This window comes from Embleya sp. NPDC050154, from assembly GCF_044460165.1.
GTDB lineage: Bacteria > Actinomycetota > Actinomycetes > Streptomycetales > Streptomycetaceae > Embleya.
The window spans coordinates 12,889-34,736 of sequence record NZ_JBITJP010000050.1 but is presented as its reverse complement, the minus strand read 5'-3'; the positions used below and the strand labels follow the sequence as shown (position 1 = coordinate 34,736).

At 70.7% G+C, this 21,848-nt stretch carries 15 protein-coding genes and 4 tRNA genes; 14 read left to right on the top strand and 5 right to left on the bottom strand.

The window, feature by feature from the left end:
• Positions 1–659 precede the first annotated feature (659 nt).
• Complete coding sequence (locus ACIBSV_RS49515) at positions 660–1,307, top strand: hypothetical protein (protein ID WP_395874401.1); 648 nt, start codon at positions 660–662, stop codon at positions 1,305–1,307.
• A 574-nt stretch (positions 1,308–1,881) separates the two neighbouring features.
• Complete coding sequence (locus ACIBSV_RS49510; RefSeq protein WP_395874399.1) at positions 1,882–2,391, top strand: DUF1269 domain-containing protein; 510 nt, start codon at positions 1,882–1,884, stop codon at positions 2,389–2,391.
• A 273-nt stretch (positions 2,392–2,664) separates the two neighbouring features.
• Here the strand turns inward: ACIBSV_RS49510 and ACIBSV_RS49505 are convergent, their stop codons facing one another.
• Positions 2,665–5,361, bottom strand: coding sequence for a GNAT family N-acetyltransferase (locus ACIBSV_RS49505; RefSeq protein WP_395874397.1), 2,697 nt, complete (start codon positions 5,359–5,361; stop codon positions 2,665–2,667).
• Between the two features lie 721 nt (positions 5,362–6,082).
• Positions 6,083–7,420, bottom strand: a complete 1,338-nt coding sequence (locus ACIBSV_RS49500; protein ID WP_395874396.1) for a PLP-dependent aminotransferase family protein — start codon at positions 7,418–7,420, stop codon at positions 6,083–6,085.
• Positions 7,421–7,675: 255 nt separating this feature from the next.
• Between ACIBSV_RS49500 and ACIBSV_RS49495 the strand changes: the two genes are divergently transcribed.
• Complete coding sequence (locus ACIBSV_RS49495; RefSeq protein WP_395874394.1) at positions 7,676–8,521, top strand: aldo/keto reductase; 846 nt, start codon at positions 7,676–7,678, stop codon at positions 8,519–8,521.
• Positions 8,522–8,666: 145 nt separating this feature from the next.
• On the opposite strand, the gene ACIBSV_RS49490 is transcribed toward ACIBSV_RS49495, so the two are convergent.
• Complete coding sequence (locus ACIBSV_RS49490; protein ID WP_395874392.1) at positions 8,667–8,933, bottom strand: hypothetical protein; 267 nt, start codon at positions 8,931–8,933, stop codon at positions 8,667–8,669.
• A gap of 489 nt (positions 8,934–9,422) precedes the next feature.
• On the opposite strand from ACIBSV_RS49490, the gene ACIBSV_RS49485 reads away from it, so the two are divergent.
• The 10 genes from ACIBSV_RS49485 to ACIBSV_RS49440 all read left to right on the top strand — a co-directional run bounded on the left by ACIBSV_RS49485 (position 9,423) and on the right by ACIBSV_RS49440 (position 16,598).
• Positions 9,423–10,211, top strand: coding sequence for an aminotransferase class IV (locus ACIBSV_RS49485; RefSeq protein ID WP_395874390.1), 789 nt, complete (start codon positions 9,423–9,425; stop codon positions 10,209–10,211).
• A gap of 255 nt (positions 10,212–10,466) precedes the next feature.
• Positions 10,467–10,892, top strand: a complete 426-nt coding sequence (locus tag ACIBSV_RS49480) for a hypothetical protein (RefSeq protein WP_395874388.1) — start codon at positions 10,467–10,469, stop codon at positions 10,890–10,892.
• 158 nt (positions 10,893–11,050) lie between these two features.
• A tRNA-Arg gene (locus tag ACIBSV_RS49475) sits at positions 11,051–11,123 on the top strand.
• Between the two features lie 12 nt (positions 11,124–11,135).
• A tRNA-Arg gene (locus ACIBSV_RS49470) sits at positions 11,136–11,209 on the top strand.
• 12 nt (positions 11,210–11,221) lie between these two features.
• Positions 11,222–11,295 (top strand) — tRNA-Arg (locus ACIBSV_RS49465).
• A gap of 107 nt (positions 11,296–11,402) precedes the next feature.
• Positions 11,403–11,475: transfer RNA gene (locus tag ACIBSV_RS49460), tRNA-Glu, on the top strand.
• Position 11,476: 1 nt separating this feature from the next.
• The gene (locus ACIBSV_RS49455; protein WP_395874386.1) at positions 11,477–13,861 is read left to right on the top strand and encodes a hypothetical protein; all 2,385 of its coding nucleotides are present in this window, start codon (positions 11,477–11,479) and stop codon (positions 13,859–13,861) included.
• A 411-nt stretch (positions 13,862–14,272) separates the two neighbouring features.
• Positions 14,273–14,827: a hypothetical protein gene (locus ACIBSV_RS49450; protein ID WP_395874384.1), complete on the top strand. Its 555-nt coding sequence runs from the start codon at positions 14,273–14,275 to the stop codon at positions 14,825–14,827.
• A 61-nt stretch (positions 14,828–14,888) separates the two neighbouring features.
• A complete protein-coding gene (locus ACIBSV_RS49445) occupies positions 14,889–15,392 on the top strand; it encodes a hypothetical protein (RefSeq protein WP_395874382.1) in 504 nt (167 codons plus the stop codon).
• A gap of 564 nt (positions 15,393–15,956) precedes the next feature.
• Complete coding sequence (locus tag ACIBSV_RS49440; RefSeq protein ID WP_395874380.1) at positions 15,957–16,598, top strand: TetR/AcrR family transcriptional regulator; 642 nt, start codon at positions 15,957–15,959, stop codon at positions 16,596–16,598.
• Positions 16,599–16,918: 320 nt separating this feature from the next.
• On the opposite strand, the gene ACIBSV_RS49435 is transcribed toward ACIBSV_RS49440, so the two are convergent.
• Together ACIBSV_RS49435 and ACIBSV_RS49430 are read right to left on the bottom strand one after the other, a co-directional pair.
• On the bottom strand, positions 16,919–17,926 hold the full coding sequence (locus ACIBSV_RS49435) for an alpha/beta hydrolase (protein WP_395874378.1): 1,008 nt from the start codon (positions 17,924–17,926) through the stop codon (positions 16,919–16,921).
• A 687-nt stretch (positions 17,927–18,613) separates the two neighbouring features.
• Positions 18,614–19,537 carry a phosphotransferase family protein gene (locus tag ACIBSV_RS49430; RefSeq protein WP_395874376.1) on the bottom strand — a complete coding sequence of 308 codons (924 nt, stop codon included), beginning with the start codon at positions 19,535–19,537 and terminating at the stop codon, positions 18,614–18,616.
• A 547-nt stretch (positions 19,538–20,084) separates the two neighbouring features.
• Here ACIBSV_RS49430 and ACIBSV_RS49425 point away from each other — a divergent pair.
• Positions 20,085–21,233 carry a DUF475 domain-containing protein gene (locus ACIBSV_RS49425; protein ID WP_395874374.1) on the top strand — a complete coding sequence of 383 codons (1,149 nt, stop codon included), beginning with the start codon at positions 20,085–20,087 and terminating at the stop codon, positions 21,231–21,233.
• Positions 21,234–21,848: the final 615 nt, after the last annotated feature.

The window sequence follows — 21,848 nt, the reverse complement described above, 5'->3', positions numbered from 1 at the left end:
ACGGCGACCACGTGCGGCTGCGGGTGCGCGACGACGGCGTTGGCCCACCGGCGCACCCGACCCGCGACAGCGGGTTGGCGAACATGCGCGAACGGGCCGAATCCCTCGGCGGCACCTGCTCGTTCGGGCCCGCCCCCAACGGCGGAGCCCTCCTGGAATGGCGCGTCCCGCTGGGCTGACGCCAACAATCGCCGCCATCTCGTCTCGGACGGGACACGGGATCTGCCCCCGACCGCACAGCCGATGCCGACGGGGCCGTGACCGGTCCGACCGGCCCGGTCCCCATGCCGAACGGGCCCTACGGCGCCCTTCAGAATGCCCTGACATGGACAACAGGCGGGCTCTGCCGGGGTGTTGTCGTTACCCGCTTCGCTCGTGGTGATCGGCAGCCGGGGCACGAACGCATGGGCCGGCCTGGAATTCCGGCTGCGGGCGGCCGCCCCCGATTCATTGCGGTCGACCGCCCCTTTTCGGTGGGCTCCTGCGTGGCTCACCCGCAACGCCCCACGGGCAACCGGCTGTTGGACCCGACAGGTCGGGCCGGTCGGCCCTGGGGCGGGCACCGGGCAGGCGGGACATTGAAGTCACTGCCCAGGAAGGCACGTTCGTGGCCGGGCCGGCCGGGCACCGGGTCCGGCACCACCAGGGAGGGAATCGACATGGCAACCTCACGCGACCACCGGCTGTCCCCGCGCTTGCACCTGCCGCACCGCTCACCCGCGGCATCCCGCCGCACGGACGACGAGACCACGCCCGACGTCGCGGCCGGCTCATCGGCGATCGCCGCCACCCGCAACGCCGATGTCGCCGTGGCGGGACTGCGGGTCCTCCTGGGCTTCGTGTTCCTGTGGGCGTTCCTGGACAAGACGTTCGGCCTCGGCTACGCCACCGCGAGCGGCAAGGGTTGGCTCGACGGCGGCTCCCCCACCAAGGGTTTCCTCTCCCACGTGGACGTCGGCCCGATGGCCGGCACCCTGCGCGACTGGGCCGGCGAGCCCTGGGCCGACTGGCTGTTCATGCTCGGTCTGCTCGGCGTCGGCGTCGCGCTGGTCCTGGGCATCGGTCTGCGTCCGGCGGCCGTCTCCGGTACCGCCATGATGGCGTTGATGTGGATCGCCGAATGGCCGCCCGCCAAGCACCTCGACAGCGGCAAGCCCAGTTCCTCCACGAACCCTTTCACCGACTACCACGTCATCTACGCCATCTCCCTGATCGCCCTCGCCGCGGTCGCCGTCGGCAGCCGGCTCGGCCTGGGTGCCCTGTGGGCCCGCCTGCCGATCGTCCGCGACCACCGCTGGCTGCTCTGATCGCCACACGACCCGGCCGGGCACCGTCCACGTGACGGGCCCGGCCGAATCTCGTGTGTCGGGCCACCCGGATCCGATCCCACCCCGACGGCAGGCGAAGCCGTGCGGACACCGCCTTCGCAGCCGAGGAACCCACCCCCGCGCAACGACCGGACACCACACCGACTCGGCCGATCCCGTACGCGGCGAGCCGCGCGAGCCGATCCGGCAATGGCTCGCCCCCTCGATCCCGGGCGCCGCACCCGCCTCGACCTCGGTGGACCTACGCGCGCACGGACGATTCCGAGTACGCCGAACGTGGTGTCCTTTCGTGTCGCGGCAGACCTCCCCCCCCGCCCACCGCGTTGCCCTGGGACCGGCGCGTCCGCGGCCGGCCGGCCCCCGCCGCTCGACTCCTCGTGCCGTCCGCCCGCCGTGCGGGATGCCGAGCCGGCTGGTGGGCCCCATGCTGGAACTGCCGGACAAGATCGCATGGCTTGCGGGCACGGGCGTCGCCCGTGCCCGTGCACCGCTGCGCGTTCTCGGTCGTCGCCGTGTCCTCCCGGATGCGGCATCCTCGGAAGGGATCAACGAAATGGCGAAGCCCGACTCGGTGTTCATCTACATCGGGACCTACCCGGACCAGGCGGCGGCGCGGGCCGACTACGACGTCGTGAAGGACCTGCACGCGCTGGGTGCGGTCGGCGGCTACGACGCTTCGGTGGTCACCAAGGACGACGCGGGCAAGGTGCACGTCAACAAGGACGAGACGTCCACGCGACACGGCGCATGGGGCGGCGCGGCGGTCGGCGCGCTCGTCGGCATCCTGTTCCCGCCGGCGATCATCGGCACAGCCGCCGTGGGGGCCGCCGTGGGCGGGGTGGGCGGCCACCTGTGGCGCGGCATGTCCCGTGCGGACGTGAAGGAGTTCGGCGAGCTCATCGACGAGGGCGAGGCCGCCCTGGTCGTCGTCGGCGAGAGCACGCTCCAGCACGCGTTGGCCAAGGCGGAGCTGAAGGCGGAGAAGAAGGTGGCCAAGGAACTCGACGTGAGCTCGAAGGACATCGACAAGGCCGTCCGGGACGCCACCACCGAAGTTTCCTGACCCGACCTCGCACAAGGATTTCCCGGCCGGGACGCCGCCGACCACGACGCCTCGGCCGGGAGGCCCGGTGTCTTCTGATCGGCCACCTCCGCCCGCCCGCGGACCGAGGACAGGCCGCCCGCCTCGCCCGGGCCGGGGCCGGCGACACCGCCCCGGCGACGCGTCCGGGGCCTGCCCCCACCGGTGGACACGTGCTTCGAAAGGCCCCGCTCGGGCGCGCGGAGTATCCGGCTCCCCCGCAGTCGGGCTTGGGCATCCGCCGCGAGCCCAGGGTCAGCGCAGTCGCCGCAGGTATGGATCCTGTTCGTGTCGCGGTGCCAATCGGATCCGGGCGTCGACGACGGTGACGCCGTCGGGGCGGGCGACCAGGGGGTTCAAGTCGGCCTCCGCGAGCTGCGGCACATCGTCCGCGAGCCTGGACAACCGGTGCAGGACGTCCTCGATCCCGGCGGTGTCGACGGCCGGCCCACCTCGATGGCCGTACAGCAACGGGGCCCCTCGTGAGTCGGCCAGGAGCGAGTGCGCGTCCAGATCGGTCAGCGGGGTCAACCGCGCACCGTGGTCGGCGAGGACGTCGGTGGCGACCCCGCCCAGCCCGAACACCACCAACGGGCCCAGCACCTCGTCCTGGGTCACCCCGGCGATCAGCTCGACCCCCGAGGCGGCCATCGGCTGGACGACCACGCTCTCCATCAACGCGCCGATCCGGTTGGCCAGGTCGGTGAACGCCGCACGTATCGCGTCGTCGCCGACCAGGCGCAATCGCACGCCGCCCACATCGCTCTTGTGCACGATGTGCGGGCCGTACGCCTTGAGCACGACCGCTCCGTCGACGCCCAGCGGGGCGAGTTCACGCGCCACCGCCACCGCCTCCTCGACGTCGAACGCCTGCCGCCACGGGCTCACCTCGATGCCGTACGCGCCCAACATGCGCGCGCATTCGCCGGGCGGTAGCCATCCGCCGTCGGGCTCGCGCAGCAGGAACTCGCCGGCGAGCGAACGGGCCGCGGTGCGATCGACGTCGGCCAGGGCCGGCACCGTGCCGCGGGGGCGAGTCAGCCACATCGCGCGTTCGTAGGCGTGCGCGAGCGCGACCGCTGCCGTGCGCGCGTCGCCGTACACCGGCACCGCGCCGCCCACGGCGGGCAACAACTCCACCGCGGCGGCGCGTTCGGGGGCGATCACCAGGACGGGCCGGTCCCGAACGGCGGGACCCTCGAGGATGTCGCCGAGCGGGTCGCCGAGGGCCGTCGGCGCCAGAGCCAGGACCACGGCGTCGACGTGACCGGCCGCCGACACCCGGTCCACGCACCGGCGCAGCGTCTCGCCGTCGACGGTGGCGGTGGTGTCCACCGGGTTGGCGCACGCGGCGCCGGCGGGCAGCAGGGCGCGGAGTTCGGCTTCGAGGTCGGGGCCGAAACGCGGCACCGCCAGGCCGGCGTCCACACAGGCATCGGCCGCGAGCACTCCCGCGCCGCCCGCGTTGCCGATCACCGCCACCGATGCTCCGTCGGGCAGCGGTTGGGCATGCAGCAGGGCCGCGATCGCGACCAGGTCGCCCAGGGTCTTCACGGCGGTCACCCCGGCCTGGCGGAACAGCGCCCCGCGCGCCACGGTCGGCGTCACCGCCGCCGCGGTGTGCGAGCCCGCGGCGCGACGCCCGGCCGCCGAGCGACCCGCGTCCACCGTGAGCACCGGCTTGACACGGCCGACGGCGCTCGCGATCCGGGAGAACTTGCGCGGGTTGCCGAAGGACTCCAGATGCAGGATCGCCATCGTGGTCCGGGTGTCGGCCTGCCACCACTGCAGCATGTCGTTGCCGCTGACGTCGTACTTGTCACCGAGCGACGCGAATGTGGACACCCCGATCCCCAGCCGGTTCAACTGCTCGGTCAACGCAATCCCCACCCCACCGGACTGCACCGCCACACCCGCGCTGCCGGCGGCGGGGACCACCCACCCGAACGTCGCGTTGAGCGCGGTGGCGGGGTCGGTCTGCGCGATCCCCAGGCAGTTCGGGCCGACCATCCGCATCCCGTGCCGGCGCACGGAGGCATGCACCCGTGCGGCCTGCTCCGGCGTACCCCCCGAGGTCACCACCACCAGGGCCCGTACACCGACGCGCCCGCAGTCCTCGACCAGATCGGGAACCCGGTCCGCCGGAACGGCCACCACCACCAGATCGGGCACCTCGGGAAGCAGGTCCGGCGTCGGGAACGCCGGCACCCCGTCCACCTCGGTCGCGGTGGGGTGCAGCACGGCCAGAGACCCGGTGTAGTGCCCCGCCTTCACGTTGCGCAGCAGCGCCCGGCCGACCGAGTCGGCCCGATGCCCCGCGCCCGCGATCACCACCGACCGAGGTGCGAACAGCGGCACCAGACTGGCCACGTCCGCCAGGGCCTCACGCCGCGCCAGCGCGGTCAGATACCGCTCCGTCGAGGCGCTGTCGCCGTCCAACGGGATCACGCAACTCGTCACCCCGGCCACAAGTCGGTTGCGCACCGGCAATCCCATGTGCTCCAACACCCGAAGCATCGGACGATTCCACGGCAACGTGTCCGCGACCAGCGTGCGAATTTTGTCCGCGCGGGCCATCGTGACCACATGCTCGATCAGCAGGGTGCCCACCCCCCTGCCGTGCCAGGCATCGGCCACCGCCAGGGCGAGCTCCGCCTCGCCGGAGCCGGCGTCGCCGTTGTATTCGACGACCCCGATGACCTCGCTCCCGTCGTGGGTCAGCGCGATCAGCGCACCGCATCCGGCCCGGCCGGGCGTACTCACCCGCTCGGCGGTCTCCCGTACCGACGTCTCCGAGGTGCCGAAGAACCGCAGGTACAGATTCTCCGCCGACATCGCACGATGCATCGCGAGCACGCCGTCCCGGTCCTCGGGTCCCGGAGGCCGCAGCAGGACCGTCTCGCCGTCGACGGCCAGTACCCAGACCTCGCGCGGTGTGCCGATCTCGTTCATGGACCCGATCCCTTCCGCCGGGGCGCGTCCGCGCCGCTCACGGCCAGCCTCACGCCGATCCCGCGCGCGAGGCAGGGCCGACCGGTTCCCGCGGCCCGGGTCGAACGGCCCTGTCCGCGTCCCACCGGCACGAGCGGTGTTCGTGTCCCGGGGCCGACAGCCGATCGGCCTCGGGAGTTCGACCGTGCGGCGCCATCCGGCGGTCTCGCGGATGTGCCGGGCATGGCTTGCGGCAAGCATTGTGGAAATACCCACCCGAGCGAGCAGGTCCGCCGAATAGGCGCTGTCCGCGAGGCCCGGCAGGCCGTGGGAGCGTTCCATTTCGGCGGCGACGACGTCCATGTCGAACCGTCCCAGACGGTAGTGGACCCGGCAGAGCGAGAGAAACATGTGGCGGTTCAACAGGCCGAAAAAAGTCGGCTCCGCCCACGAGCCGGTACACACGATCGATCACGGTGCGGTCCGACAACATGGCGCCCAGCAGGTCGGCCTCGACGTCCGCGTCGTCCCGAGTGCTGCCGGGCAACGAACGCCCGGAATAGTCGGGCGTGTTCCCCCACCGCGCGTCCTGCCTCGCGGCCTGTCGGGCGATCCCCCGAAGGCTCGGGTCGCGGGAATCTCCCCGCCGGTCGTCATGCGCACGACCGTACCGCCCCCACACCCCTCGGATCGGAGCATGTCGGCCCGGGTACGTGCGTGGTGACGGCAGTGTCGTCGCAAGCTATTCGACCGGTTCGTGCTCCGGGATCGAACCGGCCAAGGTCGCCAGGGCCTCCAGAGCCGCCGACAGGGCGTCCGGCGTCGGGGAGGCCAGTCCCAATCGGATCGCATCGTGGGCGGTGGCGGGCGCGACCGCGAAGGCGGCGCCGGGTGTGACCGCGATGCCCCGCCGCGCGGCCGCCGCCACGAACGTGTCCGCCCGCCACGGTTCCGGTAGTTCCCACCAGCACATGTAGGCGCCGGGAGCGGTCCGCAGCCGGAAACCCGCGAGCTTGGAGCGAACGGCTTCCTGACGAACGCGCGCGTCCAGGCGCTTTGCCTCCACAACGGAGGCGAGTGTGCCGTCGCTCATCCACCCGGTGGCCGCCTCCAGGGCGTAGCGCTGGGCCGTCCACGCACCGGTTCGCAGCGACGCGCGCACCGCGCCGGCGATCCGGTGCGGGACGACCGCCATCCCGATGCTCAGGCCCGGCGCCACACGTTTGGACAGGCTGTCGATGACGACGGCGTGCTCCGGAGCCCCGAGGGCGATCGGCGGCAACGCGGTGTCGCCGAACCGCGACCAGACCGCGTCCTCGATCATCGGAAGGTGCAACCTGTTCGCCAGGGCCGCGAGTTCGTTCCGCCGCTCGGCCGGCATCGTGATCGAGAGCGGGTTGTGCAGGGTCGGTTGGAGATAGATCGCCTGGAGTCTCGCCGAACGGTGCGCGGCGGCAACGGCCGCGGGCCTGACACCGGCGAAGTCCATGGCCAGGGGGACGAGAACCACCCCCAGCCGTGCGGCGATCGCGCGGACCACCGGGTAGGTCAGTTCCTCGACTCCGAGCCGGCCGCCGGGCGGAACGAGCGCGGCGATGGTGGCGGCGATGGCCTGGCGGCCGCTGCCCGCGAAGAGGATGTCGGCGGGGTCGGGGGTCCACCCGGCACACGCCAGTGTCGCCGCGGCCGCCGTCCGGGCCTCCGGGGTGCCGGACACGCCGACGGGGAGAAGGGCGTTCCGCAGGACATCGGGCCGATGCATGCGCGCGAGGCCCTCGGCAAGCAGCGGAAACTGCTCGGGGACCGAGGGCACGCTCAGCTCGAGATCGGCGGGGGCGTTCGAGGGGTCGGACAGTGCGAGGGGGTGCTTGGCGGCGGCACGGACGAAGGTGCCGCGGCCGACCTCACCGAGGATCAGTCCCCGACGACCCAATTCGGCGTATACGCGCCCGGCGGTGGAGTTGGCGATGCCGTGGGCGCGGGCGAACTCCCGTTGGGTGGCCAGTCGATCGCCGGGCCGGAGCCGCCCCGCTTCGATGTCCGCCTGGACCGCGTCGGCCACGCGTCGGAAGTCTTCCATGCAAGTGCACCGCCTCGTCACGTTCCCTAATACCCAATTGCACCGAGTGCAATTTGATGATTGCACTGAGTTGGGGATGTGCATAGCATCGCATCGTGATCGGGGCACGGCGGGATCCACACGGAACCGCCGCGGTTTCCCTCGACACGGTCCCATCCGTCGACCTCGTCGACCTCGTCGACCTCGTCGACACCACGACCCGAGCCCGCACCAGGCGAGTGCCCGTCTCGGCCGACTCCGACAAGGCCGGAGACGATGCATCCCGACTTCTTCACCATCGGCCGAAGTCCGTTGCCCCAGCGTCTGGGTCTGTCCACCAGGGGCCTGACCGCCCCGGGGATTCCGAGAACGCCCGAGGCGGGCCGACGGGCTCGAACCGTCCTGCGTCAAGCCGTCGACCGCGGGGCGCGCCTCGTCGATGTCGAGGACACCGCCGAGGAATTGGTCGCTCACGCGCTCCACCCCTATCCGGCGCACCTCTTGGTCGCGGCCCGCGCCGGCGGCACGAACGCGGGTACCGGTCGTGCGTCCGCGCCGGATCACCCCGATCGGCTTCGTACACAGTGCGAAGCCGACCTCCGCGGACTGCGAACGGAGGCGATCGACCTTTATCGCCTGCCCGCGGCGGATCCCGCCGAGACGCCTTCCTGGACGGACCGACTCGGCGTGCTGGCGGATCTGCGCCGTGCGGGGAAGATACGCCACATCGGAGTCGAGGCGAGCAGCATCGCAGAGGTGCGGCGGGCCATGACGATCACCGAGATCTCCTCCGTCCATGCCCCGTACCACGTCGCCGATCGGACCACGGAGGATCTTCTCGCGTTCTGCGAATCCCACCGCCTGGTGTTCGTGCCCCGACGGCCCCTGGGTTCGGGAGCCCGGACGAGATCGGCCGTCACCGCCGTGGCCGAACGCCACGGAGCGAGCGCCGCCCAGATCGCACTGGCATGGCTTCTCGGCAATTCGCCGGTGCTGCTCCCCGTCGTCGCCCCGAGCACACCGCAAGAACTGGACGCCTACTGGGAGGCGGCCGAGATCGACCTCTCCGACATCGACCTTGACGCCCTGAACACACTCCCCCGAAGGCACATCCCGGCGTGACGCGTCGCCCGCGTCCGAGTTCGCACCCGCGGGGCGGCGAAGCACGGCTCAGCCGAAGACGGTGGTGTTCTCGCCGGGCCCGCGGGCCCGGCGAGAACACCACCGTCTTCGCTCGTTGCGTGTGTCGGGTCAAAACGACCGTCCGTCAAGAACGACCGTCCGCAGCCTCCTGCCACGCCGCCATCCCCGCCCGTGAAGCGTGCTTCGCCTGCCGCAACTTCGCGGCCGCCATTTCGCCGGGCGGGGTGTCCAAGTCCCGGATCAGTTTGCGCACGGCGCCCAGCAGGGCGGATGCGGTGATGGCCAGGCCGGTCAGCGCGATGATCGAGCCCGAGGCGGTGAGCACGGTGCCCACCGTGACCACACGGGTGTCGACGCCGTACCGGTGCGGTGATTCGTGGTGGTTGTTCACAACTCCACGGTCGGCCCGTTCCCGACATCCCGCACCGCAGGGCGGGTGAACGGGTGGCGAGGCCCTGCCCGCGACCGGAATGCCCGCTCGGCAACCGGGGGGACATCGACGGGCCCTCCCGCCATCGTGCACGTGCGTCGCCGCCGCGAACCCCTCGGGACGGCAGTCGCCCCACACCTGCCGGGCGCCCACCCAAGTCGAAAGGATCGGGATCTCCGCGATGCGCTCGGGCGCGAGGACAGCAGATCCTCGCCCAGGACGGTGAAGTCCGCGAGCATACCCGGGACGAGGCAGCCCTTCAGGTGGCCCTCGCCTCGACGGCGGTGTGGGCTCGGGGTCCACGAGGCGGCCTTGCGTCGGGTGAACAGGTGTGCGTGCCGTTCTTGTCCACTGTGGCGATCCGCATGCGTGCGTCCGGCCCGTGGCCAGGTCGCCGACCACCGCGCCGTCGCGAGTGGAAGCCCCGGACGGACGGATATTGTCGCCGGCATGAGTGCTTCGGCGATATCACGGGTGGAGATCGACGGCCGATCCACCACGGTGGAACGGCTGCACGCCGTCGCCGTAGCCGGCTTCGGGCATTTCACCGCGATGCAGGTACGCGGCGGCCGGGTACGCGGCCTCGCCGACCACCTTCATCGGCTCGACGCGGCCAACCGGGAGTTGTTCGGCACCCCACTGGACGGGGACCTGATCCGGCGGTACATCCGGCACGCGCTGGCCCACGACGTTCCCGACGCGTCGGTGCGGGTTTATGTGTTCGCCGCGGACGAGGCCGGGTCGGTCGCGGTCCTGGTCACCCTGCGGCCACCCGGCGATATGCCGCCCGCGCCACAGGCGTTGCGGTCCGTCCCGTATCTGCGTTCCGTCGCGCACATCAAGCGCGTCGGGGACTTCGGGCAGGCGCACTACCGCCGACAGGTCGCCCGCGAGGGTTTCGACGAGGCGCTTCTGACCGGCCCGGACGGACTCGTCGCGGAGGGCGCGATCACCAACGTCGTGTTCTTCGACGGTACTTCGCTGCTCTGGCCGAACGCGCCCGTCCTGGAAGGCATCACCATGGGTTTGCTCGAAAGGGCGCTCTCCGCAGAGCCGTTGCCCTCCCGACGCGGCCCGGTCCACCTGTCCGACGTAGGCTCGTTCCGGGCCGCGTTCGTGACGAACTCGCGCGGGATCGCGCCGGTTCGGCTCATCGACGACGTGCCGATCCCGATCGACACCGCGTTGACGGGGACGCTCGGCAGACTGTACGAGTCGATCGCGTGGGACCCGATCTGACACCCATCGTGCGCGAAGGCCGTCGTCGGTGAGTGCGATATCAGCCGTGACCCGGAAGCCTCGGGCCGGGTCTCGCACCGCTCTCCCCCGGACCGGACCGGAAATTCCTTGGGCGAACTCGGGGAGCGAGGTCAGGGTCGGCGTGCGGGGGCGGCTCCGCGGTGTGCTTCCTTCTCACTCCGACAATCGACAGCGCACCCACTCTCCGCCCTCGCTTCGTCTTTCGTCGGGGGTAACCGGTACATGAGTGGTGGCGTGCGCAGCATCGTTCGAGTCGATACCAGTACCGCGGCCGACGATCTCGACGGCCTCCTAATACGACGTCTGGCGCAGGTGTACGTCGACGCGGAGCGGGTCGGGCCGGATCAGGCGGGTGTGAACGCCCGCGGTATCGCCGCGCTGGAAGCGGATCTGGTGCAGCGCGGCCATGTTCTGAGCGCCCAGTTGCGGACCGCGCTGGCCGGCTTGCGCCCGGTGGATCTCGCGACGCACGGAATGCGGCTGCCGGCGCGGCTGGACGCCCGGCTGGGCAACGACCGCCGGCACCGTCCGCTGTTCGCCGGCTTTCCCGCACAGGTGCCGAACTACGCGCAGGCGCGCTACTCCACCCGGATCCGGGCGTTCCTGCTCAACCAGCCGAACCAGCCCTGCGCGATCTGCGGCCGGGCCGGCGAGCGCTGACCGTGGCGCCGGCCGACGTGTCGCCCGAGCAGCCGTCGCGGCGGCGTACCGAGAGCGGCGAACCGTGGCCGCCGCGCGCCGTGCGGATAACCCCGTTGCCCCGCCCGCGGCTCGGGCCTAATGTCGTCCTCGTCGGCGGGCACTTCGCCGGCGCACCACAACGTGTAGCTCAGTCAGTAGAGCACCGGGCTTCGGACCCGGAGGGCGCGGGGGCGGGACCCGCCACGTTGGCGAACACGGCAACGGCGTGTAGCTCAGTCAGAGAGAGCACCGGGCTTCGGTCCCGGAGGGCGCGGGGGCGGGACCCGCCACGTCGGCGAACACGGCAACGGCGTGTAGCTCAGTCAGAGAGAGCACCGGGCTTCGGTCCCGGAGGGCGCGGGGGCGGGACCCGCCACGTCGGCGACATCGGAACGTGGCGGCACGGGGCTCGGCGTGCAGAGCTCCGGGCCCGTAACCCGCACAAAGCGGCGGGGCGCGCGGTGCCCGCCGTGCCGACCACACCGACCACGACGTGTAGCTCAGTCAGTAGAGCACCGGGCTCTCAACCCGGAGGGCGCGGGGGCAGGGCCCGCCACGTCGGCATGAACGAGATTCACGTGCAGCCCGTCGCCAACCCCGGTTATGCGGATTGGCAGTTGGCCAAGGCGTTCCACACCGCCGCCTCCCACGAGAGCCAGGCGACCCGGCTTCGCGCCGAGGAGCGCGTGCGCCGCTGGACGCAGGTCGCCGGCGGCATGGCCGACGGCTCGTTGACCATCGGCACACGCACGCCCGTGCGCGGGCTCCCCGCGTGGGTCACCCCGGAGGTCGTGCGCGGCGGGTTCGCCACCGGCGACGCCGCGGCGGGCGGGCCGTGGACCGCACACGAGGCCGAAGCCGCCGCCCGCGCCGGGCTGCGTACCGGCGATCGGCTCGCGGTGTTCCGGTACTTCCTCACCGATGCGGGCCTGGCCGAGCTCCACACGATGCTCGACACCGGTCGGTATCACGTCGCGGTGCCCGAGGAGGCCGCGCTGCTCACCATCGCGTGGCTGCTGCGCGCCGGGGATCGGTTCGCGGCGCTCACGCTGCTCGACGAGATCGCGCCGTACGCGGACCGCCTCCGCTTCCTGCCGAGCCCCAGCGACACGCCGGTGCCCGACGGCTCCGCCGTGCACCGCGAATCCGTGGGCTCGTTGCGGGCCACGCTCGGCGCGCGGCGCCCCAAGCCCGCGGTCGAGGCGATGAACGAGGCGCTGACCGTGTGGAACCCGTTCGCCGACCAGTTGCTCGCGCACTGGCTGGAGACCGTCGAAGACGGCCGGCTCGACGCGATCCGACCGGCGGGCTGGACCGAACGCGGCCGTGAACTCCTCCAGCGCTACCGGCGTTTGGCGGCGCAGCACACGCTGTGCACCAAGCACCGCAACCCCAGGGAGAACTCCGCGATCCTGCTGGCCGCCTTGGCCGAGGCGCTCGGTGACACACGGGCCGGTGATGTTCGCAGCGCCGGCACCCGCATGGCGGACGGCCGCGCCGCCCGCACCGCCGGACCCCGCTCCGCCGGACCCCGCACCGGCATCCGCGCGAACGTCGGTGCGCGTGGGGCGGCCCGCCCCGGCCTGCTCCGGCACGCCGTCGACGCGATGGTCGTCAAGCGCGGCGCGCCCGGTTCGCCGCCGCACGCCGAACTGCGGGCCCGTCAGGCCGAGGACGCGTCGACCGCGACGCTCCACGAGCTGGCGCGCGTCCTCATCACCCGGTTGGCGAACCTGCGCGACGACGCGGGTCTGCCCGACACGGCGTGGCTGCTCGTACCGGTGACCGACGCGGAAGCCGAGCGGACCGGCGTGCGCGCGGGCAGCCCGATTCCGGACAGCTTGCGTCACCCGGTCGAGCGCGCGCTCAGCGCGCCCGTCGCGACGCTCGTCGAGCGCGGCATCGTGCCGTCGGCCGAGGTGCTGGCCGAGCTGGTCCCGCAACTGGTCGCCGCGACGACCGCGTTGGCGTACCACGATCCGGCGCTGCGCACGCTGATGACCGCGGGGTATGGGGCGTTCGCCGAGCGTCGGTCGCTGTTGCTCCTCAACCTGGAGCACCAGGTACGGCTGGAGGAGTTGCCGTGGGTACGGGCGGTGTCCGCGTATCGGCGGGTGTCGACCGACACCGCGGGTAACGCCTGGGAGGCACTGACCGAGCTGGGCACGCTGACGGTGCGCGCCTTCCCCGGCACGATCGTCCCGAACCCGCTGCTCCAGGAGCTCGGTTCGCTCGCGCGACAGGCCGGGGTCAAGGCGGTGTTCACCGAGGAACTCGCGGCGGACATCTTCATGGGCACGTTCTCCGCGAAGTTTCTGCGCGCCGCGCAGGACGCCGCGGTACTGCTCGAAGGGTCGCTGTACGCGCGGTACTACGGCATCGACTACGCCGCGATCCGGACGATCGACGACGTCAAGCGCGAGCGTGGGTTCGCGGCGAACACCTCGGACGCCTTCGCCGAGCTGTGCCGGGAGCGGGCCGGCATCGATCCGCGGGGCCGCTGGTGGGTCGCGGCGAACGGGAAGGTCATCGAGCAGGCGCAGATCCTCACCACGCACAACCTCGCCGCGCTCGTGTACCCCATCGGGGTGGAGCCGGCGGAGGGCTGGGCGGAGCCGGCGCGGGGCGCGTACCGCACGGTGTGCCGTCTGGTGCAGCAGATCGCCGGGAACCCGCGGCCGCTCGGCACCGTCAAGGACGCCGCGTACGCGTGGCGGCAGACGCTGTTCTTCCTGTCCCTGTGCGGGGTGGAGGACCAGTTCGCGGTGATCGCGTGGATGGCGGAGGAGACGGCGCGGCGGCCGGAGCACACCGTGCGCCGCCTCGCGCCGGTTCTGGCCGGGCTGCGGCATGTGTTCACGGGCGGCAGCCTGGACGATCCGGCGGTTCCGAACGTCCGGCGGTTCCTCGGCTGGGCCACGGACGGGCACTGGATCCGCGACGCGTGACGGGCGGGAGCGGCGACCGCAAGCGCGCATCCCGCGCGGCAGAGTAACGCGCCCCGGTGTTCACCTTTGTCCACTGCGGCGACACGACACCGGCCTCGTCCCGAGGGGACGAGGCCGGTGTCGGCGGACTGGGCGGCTACACGTCGTAGGGCAGTGTCCAGCGCTTGCCGGGCTCGGGTGCGGCCGACCTCGCAGACCGCATCCGCGAAGCCGTCCCACGAGCAGGGATCACATTTTGCGCAATATCAGTGCGCTTTGTCCGATATACGATTAGATCAAGGGGTAAAAGCAGATTATCCGATTCAGCGCGGGGGCTCGCATCCTGAACGGCGACGCGCGGAAGGCATCCGCCGCTGAGCTGCTCTACGGGTCCGTGACCGTCGGACCGTCGACCGCCGACGAGTGGAGGACATGATGTGGACGATCATCACCATCGTGGCCGTCGTGATCATCATCGCCTTGATCGCGCTGGCCGTGCGAGCCATGGTTCGGCGCCGTCGCCTACAGCAGCGTTTCGGTCCGGAATACGACCGCACGGTCGAGTCGAAGGAGAGCCGGCGGGAAGCCGAGCGTGATCTGCGCGAGCGCCAGGAACGGCATGATTCCCTGGAGATCAGGCCCTTGCCCGCAGCGGTGCGAGACCGGTACGCGCGGGACTGGGCGGGGGTGCAGGAGCACTTCGTCGACGACCCCGACCAGGCCGTCGGAGAAGCGGACCGCCTCGTGACGGTGTTGATGAGCGAGCGCGGCTACCCGACCGAAGGATACGAGCAACAAAAGCGAGACCTCTCCGTCGAGCACGCTCGAACCCTGGATCACTACCGCGTCGCGCACGACATCAACCAGCGCGTCGGCGGCAGGGACACCTCGACCGAGGAGTTGCGAAGCGCGATGGTCCACTACCGCGCCATGTTCGAGGACCTGCTCAAGAGCGACAACGACGCGCCGGGCGACGACCGCCGGTGAACCACCGGGCAGTCGAGCCCGGCGGCCATACCCACACCCACACCAGCGGAGGCGAAAGGACATGCGTGAAGAAGGCGTATTCGGGCGCGACGAAGCGACCCCGCTCGGCAAGGAGGGCGGCGCGCTGTCCTCCGAGGACGTCGCGCGGACCTCCGACGCACGCCAACCTCGGGCAACCGAAGGCTGGGACGACGTCGGTGCAGACCCGACCGGGCCCGGCGAAACCGGGGACCAGAGCGGTGAACGGTCGGACACCGCCACTGCCGAGCACGACGCGTCGCATCCTGGCACCGGCAGCGCGCCGCTCCTCGGTCCACGGGAAGCGGAGGGCCTCCGCTCCCGCTGGCAGGACATCCAACAGGGATTCGTCGACGACCCGCGGAATTCCGTGGACGCGGCCGACCGCCTCGTCGACGAGGTCATGCGGTTGCTCGCCGCGACGTTCGCCGGTCACAAGAAGGGCTTGGAGGCCCAATGGCACCGCGGTGAGGAGCCGGACACGGAGGACCTGCGCATCGCTCTGCGGCAGTACCGGTCCTTTTTCGACCGCCTGCTCAACACCTGACCGGACCGGCCGATACGGCCGGCTCCCAGCCGGCGGCTCCTGGTGGATCAGGCAGCCTGGTGGACCAAGCCGCGACGTGTGATGCGGTGCCTCGGCATGCCGAAATGGTTACCTGCCCGGTGGCGCTTGGTCCGCGTCGTTCCCGGGTGGGATCGACGGACGAAGGCGAGTGCCGGCTGCGCGGAGCGAGTGGCCCCGATCAGAGGGTGCCGGACACTGCGCTCGGTACCTCCGTGCGGGTACGCGCCGCGCGTCCGCCGAGACGGACGGATCCGGACGTGTGCGGCGTTTCACTCGCGGTTGGCATCGGGCTTCACGATGGTTGGAAGGTCCTACCGACCGTCGATCCGTCTCGGGCTCCATTCCTGGACAGCAGACGGCGGACGGGGCACTGCCCCACATGTCTCCCTTAACGCGATAAGATTCGTATTAGAAGACATCCGTCGGACGGAAGTTCCGGCTGCCACGCAGCGGCTGTCGGTGGTATCGGCTGCCTCTCCCGGTCGGCGCGGCACCGGCGGGTAATAGAGTGCGGAGTCGAGGTTCGTCGGGTCGGAGAGTGCGTTGAGTGAAGGTTCGGCGCCGCCGGGAACCCGGAGGCCTGGAGGGCGTACCGCCCGTACGCGTACCGCCGTTCTCGAAGCCGTCCTGAGCGAACTGGAGGACGTCGGCTACGGAGCTCTGACGGTTGAGGGTGTCGCGCGCCGCTCCGGTGTGCACGTGACGACGGTCTATCGTCGGTGGCGGTCGGTCGAGGGTCTGGTCGTGGACCTGATGAACACGATCGGAACACGTGAGATCCCGTTGCCGGACCACGGATCATTGGCCGCCGATCTGCGGGGGCTGGCCCGGGGCATCGTGAACCTCTACCTCAACGACGCACGCACGCGTGCCCTGTTCGACACGATGATGGTGGCGGCCACGAGGAACCCCGACGCGGCAGTCGCGATGTCCCGGTTCTTCGAGCTGCGCAACGAGGCCGCCGGAGTGATCGTGGAGCGAGCCGTCGAGCGGGGCGAACTCGCCCGCGAGACGGACAAGTCGGAGGTCATCGCCGCAGTCGGGGCGCCGCTCTACTATCGGATGATCGTGGCACGCAGGCCGCTCGATCTCGATCTGGCCGACCGGGCGGCGCGAGCCGCGTGCCTGGCGGCCGAGAACGGTGTCTTCAGGTCTTCGTCGCAGCCGGCGGCGCAGCACCCCTGACGCGTCCCGGGTCGGCCGTGTGCCGTGTTCGGATGGCGAGAGCCGGGGGCCGGGCCGCGTCGTGGCGACGCGTCCACGACGTTCGCCGAGGACGAGGGACGGCGGACGTGATCGCGCGGCCGACCCGGGCGAGTCCCGCGCACCCGACCGCCTTCGCGCGTCCGCCGAAACCCGGGTCGGGGTCGGCACCCGCCCACTGCCCGGGCACCGAGACCGGGAGCGCCCCGGCCTCGATGCCCGTGGTTGGTCGGGAGCGGTCTCCGTGCCATCACGCGGCAGTGGACAACGCTTCGTGGCCGGCCCGGCCCGCCCGGCCCGCGCTATGCCTCTGATCCCTCCGGGATCGCGGCATCCGCCTGTGCGAACCCATCGGTGGCGCCGACGGCCGCGCTCGGGTCGTGAGCCGTGCGCTGCTCGGGAACAGACGCCGCTCCGGCCGTGAGGTGTTCGAGGAAGAACGACGTCATGAGCCTCTGCGACTCCGCGAATTCCTCGTTGTAGACCACGAAATGGCCACCGGGCAGGATGGCGAGCCGCTTCGGGTGCAGCGCGCGTTCGTATGCCGCGAAGGCGAGGTCGCTGTGCGTGAGGATGTCCTGCTGTGCGACGACCATGAGCAGCGGCGTGGGCGAGATGCGCCCGATGTAGTCGCCCGGTTCGTACCCCGACAGCAGTTCGATCGAGCGCACGGTGATCTCGTTGCGCCACGTGGCGAGTCGTTCGGGCTCGATGGACTGGTACCACGCGTACGTTTCGCGGTCCGCCATCGCGGCCATCGCCGTCGGGTCCTCGGTGATCAGCGGGATGACACCGGGCTCCGCGCCTTGGAAGCGTGCCAGGCGGTCGTAGTCGAACATGCGCCGAATCCCGCGCATGGCCTCGGAGTTGATGAATCGGGACAGGCTCGTTCCACCGCTGATGACCGGGACCTGCGCGTATACGCACTTCACCCGGCGGTCGACGGCACCGACGACCAGAACATGGCCGCCGGCGAAGCTGGAACCGAACACGCCGATCCGGTCGGAGTCGATGTCGGACCGGGACTGCAGGAATGTAATGGCGTTTCGGTAACCCCGTATCTGCGCGACCGGGTCCGCCTCCTGGCGCGGCAGCCCATCGCTGGCCCCGAAACACGGGTGGTCGTACAGGACCACCGCGATGCCGGCGTTCGCCAGATTCTCGGCGATGGTGTCGGTGTACTGCTCCTTCACCGCGCCCAGTCCGTGCGTCACCACGACTGCGGGGTGCGGAGCCACTCCGGATTCGGGAATGTAGAGCCAGCCTCGCAGGGTCGTCCCGTCGGAGTCGAACTCGATGTCGTGGCGCATCCTGAATTCCTTTCGACAGGCGTGGACCTGATCGGATGTGAGGTTTGTCGCGATCGTGTCGTGCGTCAATGGCAGTACGTGCCCCAGGGCCGGGACGTCCTCCTGTTCCGAGCATCGAACCCGTCTCGGCGCATGCCGCATGTCGTGAACGTGGGCGAGTCCTCCGGAGAGTCCGAGGGCCGCGGAGGATCGTCGGGACAGGCTGCGTCGTCGACGCCCGTGAACTCCGCGTCCGCAATGTCGTCCATCGGTATGCCAGGTGTGAACATGATCGACCCCGGGCGTAGGAGGGGCCGAACCCCGCTCGGGACATGCGCGTTCGACTGGAGTCGGGGTACGGCGTGGTGCGCGCATCCGGCACTGCGGATACATTAACGCTAGTTCTTTCGTATTAGTAGTCCGCGCGGCTCCGCCTGCTCCTCGACCGCCACCCGGAGAAACAAGGCGTCGCGTCGTACCGGTTCACCGGATTTCGTTCGTCGAAGTCCGTCGTCGACCGCGTTCCGCGCACTGTCGTGCCCGTTCCACGCAGCCTGCGGTGACCGTACGTCGCAAACCGGTACGGCCAAAGGAGCCCGGCGCTTCCCTACTGCGTCGGCGCTTCGGGCCCGACTACACCCGCCGTACCCGCCCGGGCCGAAGCGCGAGCCTCTCGCTCGCACTTCCCAACGCGGCCTCGACGTCGCCTCACCTGGTTCCGAACCAGGTTTCGGCGAGGGCGTCCAGGGTTCCTTCGGCGGGTGTGGGAAGTTCGCGCATGTACCAGGGGAGATTGCTGTACCTGTGCAGGAGTGTGTAGGCGAGAAGCACACGAGGATCGAAGTCGCGTCCGTAGGACGTCGTGAGTCCGGTGAGCAGCGCCGGGTCTCCGCCGGTGACGAACAGGCCGACCCCGACGAAGTCGTAGGCGTGGTCGCCGATCGCGGCGGGTTCGAAGTCGAAGAGCCCGGTCAGGCGCCATCCGTCGGGATCGACGAGCAGGTGAGCCCGCATGACCTCGGTGTGCAGGAGGCTGCGGTGCGGCGAGCGGGGCAGGGATACGGACGCCAGGAACGCGGGAATCTGTTCCAGCCAAGCCTGGGAGAGACCATGGGCGCGCTGCCGGTCGGTGGCGGTGTCCGTCTGTCGATCGATGAACGCGCCCCAGTCGCCGGGGCCGAGCACGTCGCCCAGAGGCTCGGTGTCGAGCGAGTGAAGAACGGCGAGTGCCGCACCGATCTCGGTGACCAGTCGTTCGCGGTCGTCCTGGGGCACGCTGTGCCAGGCCCGCGCGAGGTTCTCACCGGGCAGTCGGGACATGAGGACGTATTGCCAGCCGTTTTCGTACGGGCCGAAGTCGCGTACCCGGGGTGTCGGGATCGGCAGTTGCCCCTGGATATGGGACAGAACGCGGCCTTCGACGACGCCGTCCCGGGCGGCGGACGAGGGAAACAGCTTGAGGACGTGTTCCGCGCCCACCGCGTAGACGGGCTGCGTTCCGTCGGGAAACCGGGTCAGCGGCGCACCCGCGAAACCGAGACGGGCGCAAATGTCCTCGACACCGGGTCGCATCACCGTTTCGTCCGCGACGACGGCGTCCCATTCCGCATCGGTCTTCACAGGGGGCAACATTGTCGGAACTCTAGGAAACCTTCCCATGGGGTGCAATGAGATTGTTGGATGGCGGCAAGTGGACCGCGCCCCTTGGGTCGAACGTCGTGGCAGGTCCGCGCTATCCCCCGGGCCCGGTCCCCATCCGGTGGCGCGGGTGGGGAGAGGTGGGCCGGGACCGCGCGGGAGTCGACGGCGAAGATCGGTCTGCGCCGCTGCCGGCGCCGGGCCGTCGCCCCACCCTCCGGCCTCCGGTTGACAGGTGGCGGGCGTGGCGGGCTCCACGTCCCGCAGCGGGCGGTCCCGGCGCAGCCCGTCCGCAGACGCACCGACGCGGGCCGCGATCGGGCCGAACGCGTCGGCGTCGCACAGGGCAATCCTCACCCGCTCACGGCGGCGGCGATGATCTTCGGCGAGGTCTACCGGCTCGGCGGCGAGCGGAAGTTCCGAGCCGTTGGGCCGGGTAGGTGTCAGGGCCGCGGGGCAACGCCCTAGACTCCGGGTCAACGTTTCGTAAAGCCAGGTACGGCGCGGGGGAGCCCCGTACAGAAAACGATTGGGGTAGCCAGTGCTTCTGAAGACGTTCGGCTGGTCGTTCGCGGTCACCGCGCTCGGCTTGGTCGCAGCGATGCTCTACGGGGGGTGGACCGGCTTCGGGGTCGTGGCGATCCTGTCCATCCTCGAGATCTCGCTGTCCTTCGACAACGCCGTGGTCAACGCCGGGGTCCTGAAGAAGATGAATGCCTTCTGGCAGAAGATCTTCCTCACCATCGGCGTCCTGGTCGCGGTCTTCGGCATGCGCCTGGTCTTCCCGGTCGTGATCGTCGCCGTCACCGCCAAGATCGGTCCGATCGAAGCGGTACGGCTCGCGCTCGACGACAAGGACAAGTACCAGCAGCTGGTGACCGACGCCCACCCGTCGATCGCCGCCTTCGGTGGCATGTTCCTGTTGATGATCTTCCTCGACTTCATCTTCGAGGACCGGGAGATCAAGTGGCTCGGCTGGCTGGAGCGTCCGCTCGCCAAGCTCGGCAAGGTCGACATGCTCTCCGTCTGCATCGCGCTCATCGTGCTGCTCGCCTCCGCGATGACCTTCGCCACCAACGCCCACCAGCACGGCGGCATCCATGTGGACAAGGCGGAGACCGTCCTGATCGCCGGTATCGCGGGCTTGGTCACCTACCTGATCGTCGGCGGCCTCTCCGGCTACTTCGAGAACAAGCTCGAGGAAGACGAGGAGCGCGAGCACGAGGCCGAGGAAGAGGCCAAGAGGACCGGCAAGAAGGTCCCGGCGGTCGTGATGGCCGGCAAGGCCGCGTTCTTCATGTTCCTCTACCTGGAGGTCCTGGACGCGTCCTTCTCCTTCGACGGCGTCATCGGCGCCTTCGCGGTCACCAACGACATCGTCCTGATGGCGCTCGGACTGGGCATCGGCGCGATGTACGTCCGCTCGCTCACGGTCTACCTGGTCCGTCAGGGCACCCTCGACGACTACGTCTACCTGGAGCACGGCGCGCACTACGCGATCGGCGCCCTCGCCGCGATCCTGCTCGTCACCATCCAGTACGAGATCCACGAGGTCATCACGGGCCTCGTCGGCGTCGTCCTGATCGGCTGGTCCTTCTTCTCCTCGGTCCGGCGCAACCGCAAGCTGGCGGCGGCCGAGGGTAAGGAAACGGGGTCCGACGAGAAGGCCGAGGTCCCCTCCGGCGTCTGAACCGCTCCGCCGGCGGGGGCCGCAAGGCCACCGCCGGCGGACGGTTTCCGCGGCGTCCGGGCCGAAATCCTCGCGGGCCCGGCCGCGGGGATCCTCACCGCGATGCGCACACCAACACGATCGCCCCGGCCGTCGTAGGTCCCACCGACGCGGTTACCGCGGCACACGACGCCCCACCGCCATGCGCGCACGCACCCTCTCCCCCGCTCCCGAGGCGGGCGCCGTGATGACCACGGCGACGCCCGGCGGCGGCGGATGTCGTACACGACAGACCCCACAGATCCCGAATGACGGGACGAACGGGGGCAGTTCCCGGCCCTCCGCCGCCCACTCCCGAACCAGGTCCGCGAAGATCGGAGTCCGGACCTCCCAAGGAACGTCACCGTCGACCCCGGAGAGCCCCGCCCGTGGCACACCCGGGCCGGACGACATCTCGCGCAACGACCGCGCGCCCTCACATGTTCGATCCACGCCTCCCATCGATAGCCTCCCGGATACACCCGCCGCCGGGCATTCCAGCGCCGTCACCCGTTCGGACGCCGGCCACGAACACCCATCGGGCTCGTGGGCGGTCTCGACGATCGCACATCGGGCGGCGCCTGCCGGCGCCGCCCG

Excerpts from the sequence above, each read along its gene's own strand:
- ACIBSV_RS49515 (WP_395874401.1), top strand. The coding sequence starts at position 660 with ATGGCAACCTCACGCGACCACCGGCTGTCCCCGCGCTTGCACCTGCCG.
- ACIBSV_RS49510 (WP_395874399.1), top strand. The coding sequence starts at position 1,882 with ATGGCGAAGCCCGACTCGGTGTTCATCTACATCGGGACCTACCCGGAC.
- ACIBSV_RS49505 (WP_395874397.1), bottom strand. The coding sequence starts at position 5,361 with ATGAACGAGATCGGCACACCGCGCGAGGTCTGGGTACTGGCCGTCGAC.
- ACIBSV_RS49500 (WP_395874396.1), bottom strand. The coding sequence starts at position 7,420 with ATGGAAGACTTCCGACGCGTGGCCGACGCGGTCCAGGCGGACATCGAA.
- ACIBSV_RS49495 (WP_395874394.1), top strand. The coding sequence starts at position 7,676 with ATGCATCCCGACTTCTTCACCATCGGCCGAAGTCCGTTGCCCCAGCGT.
- ACIBSV_RS49485 (WP_395874390.1), top strand. The coding sequence starts at position 9,423 with ATGAGTGCTTCGGCGATATCACGGGTGGAGATCGACGGCCGATCCACC.
- ACIBSV_RS49455 (WP_395874386.1), top strand. The coding sequence starts at position 11,477 with ATGAACGAGATTCACGTGCAGCCCGTCGCCAACCCCGGTTATGCGGAT.
- ACIBSV_RS49450 (WP_395874384.1), top strand. The coding sequence starts at position 14,273 with ATGATGTGGACGATCATCACCATCGTGGCCGTCGTGATCATCATCGCC.
- ACIBSV_RS49445 (WP_395874382.1), top strand. The coding sequence starts at position 14,889 with ATGCGTGAAGAAGGCGTATTCGGGCGCGACGAAGCGACCCCGCTCGGC.
- ACIBSV_RS49435 (WP_395874378.1), bottom strand. The coding sequence starts at position 17,926 with ATGCGCCACGACATCGAGTTCGACTCCGACGGGACGACCCTGCGAGGC.
- ACIBSV_RS49430 (WP_395874376.1), bottom strand. The coding sequence starts at position 19,537 with ATGTTGCCCCCTGTGAAGACCGATGCGGAATGGGACGCCGTCGTCGCG.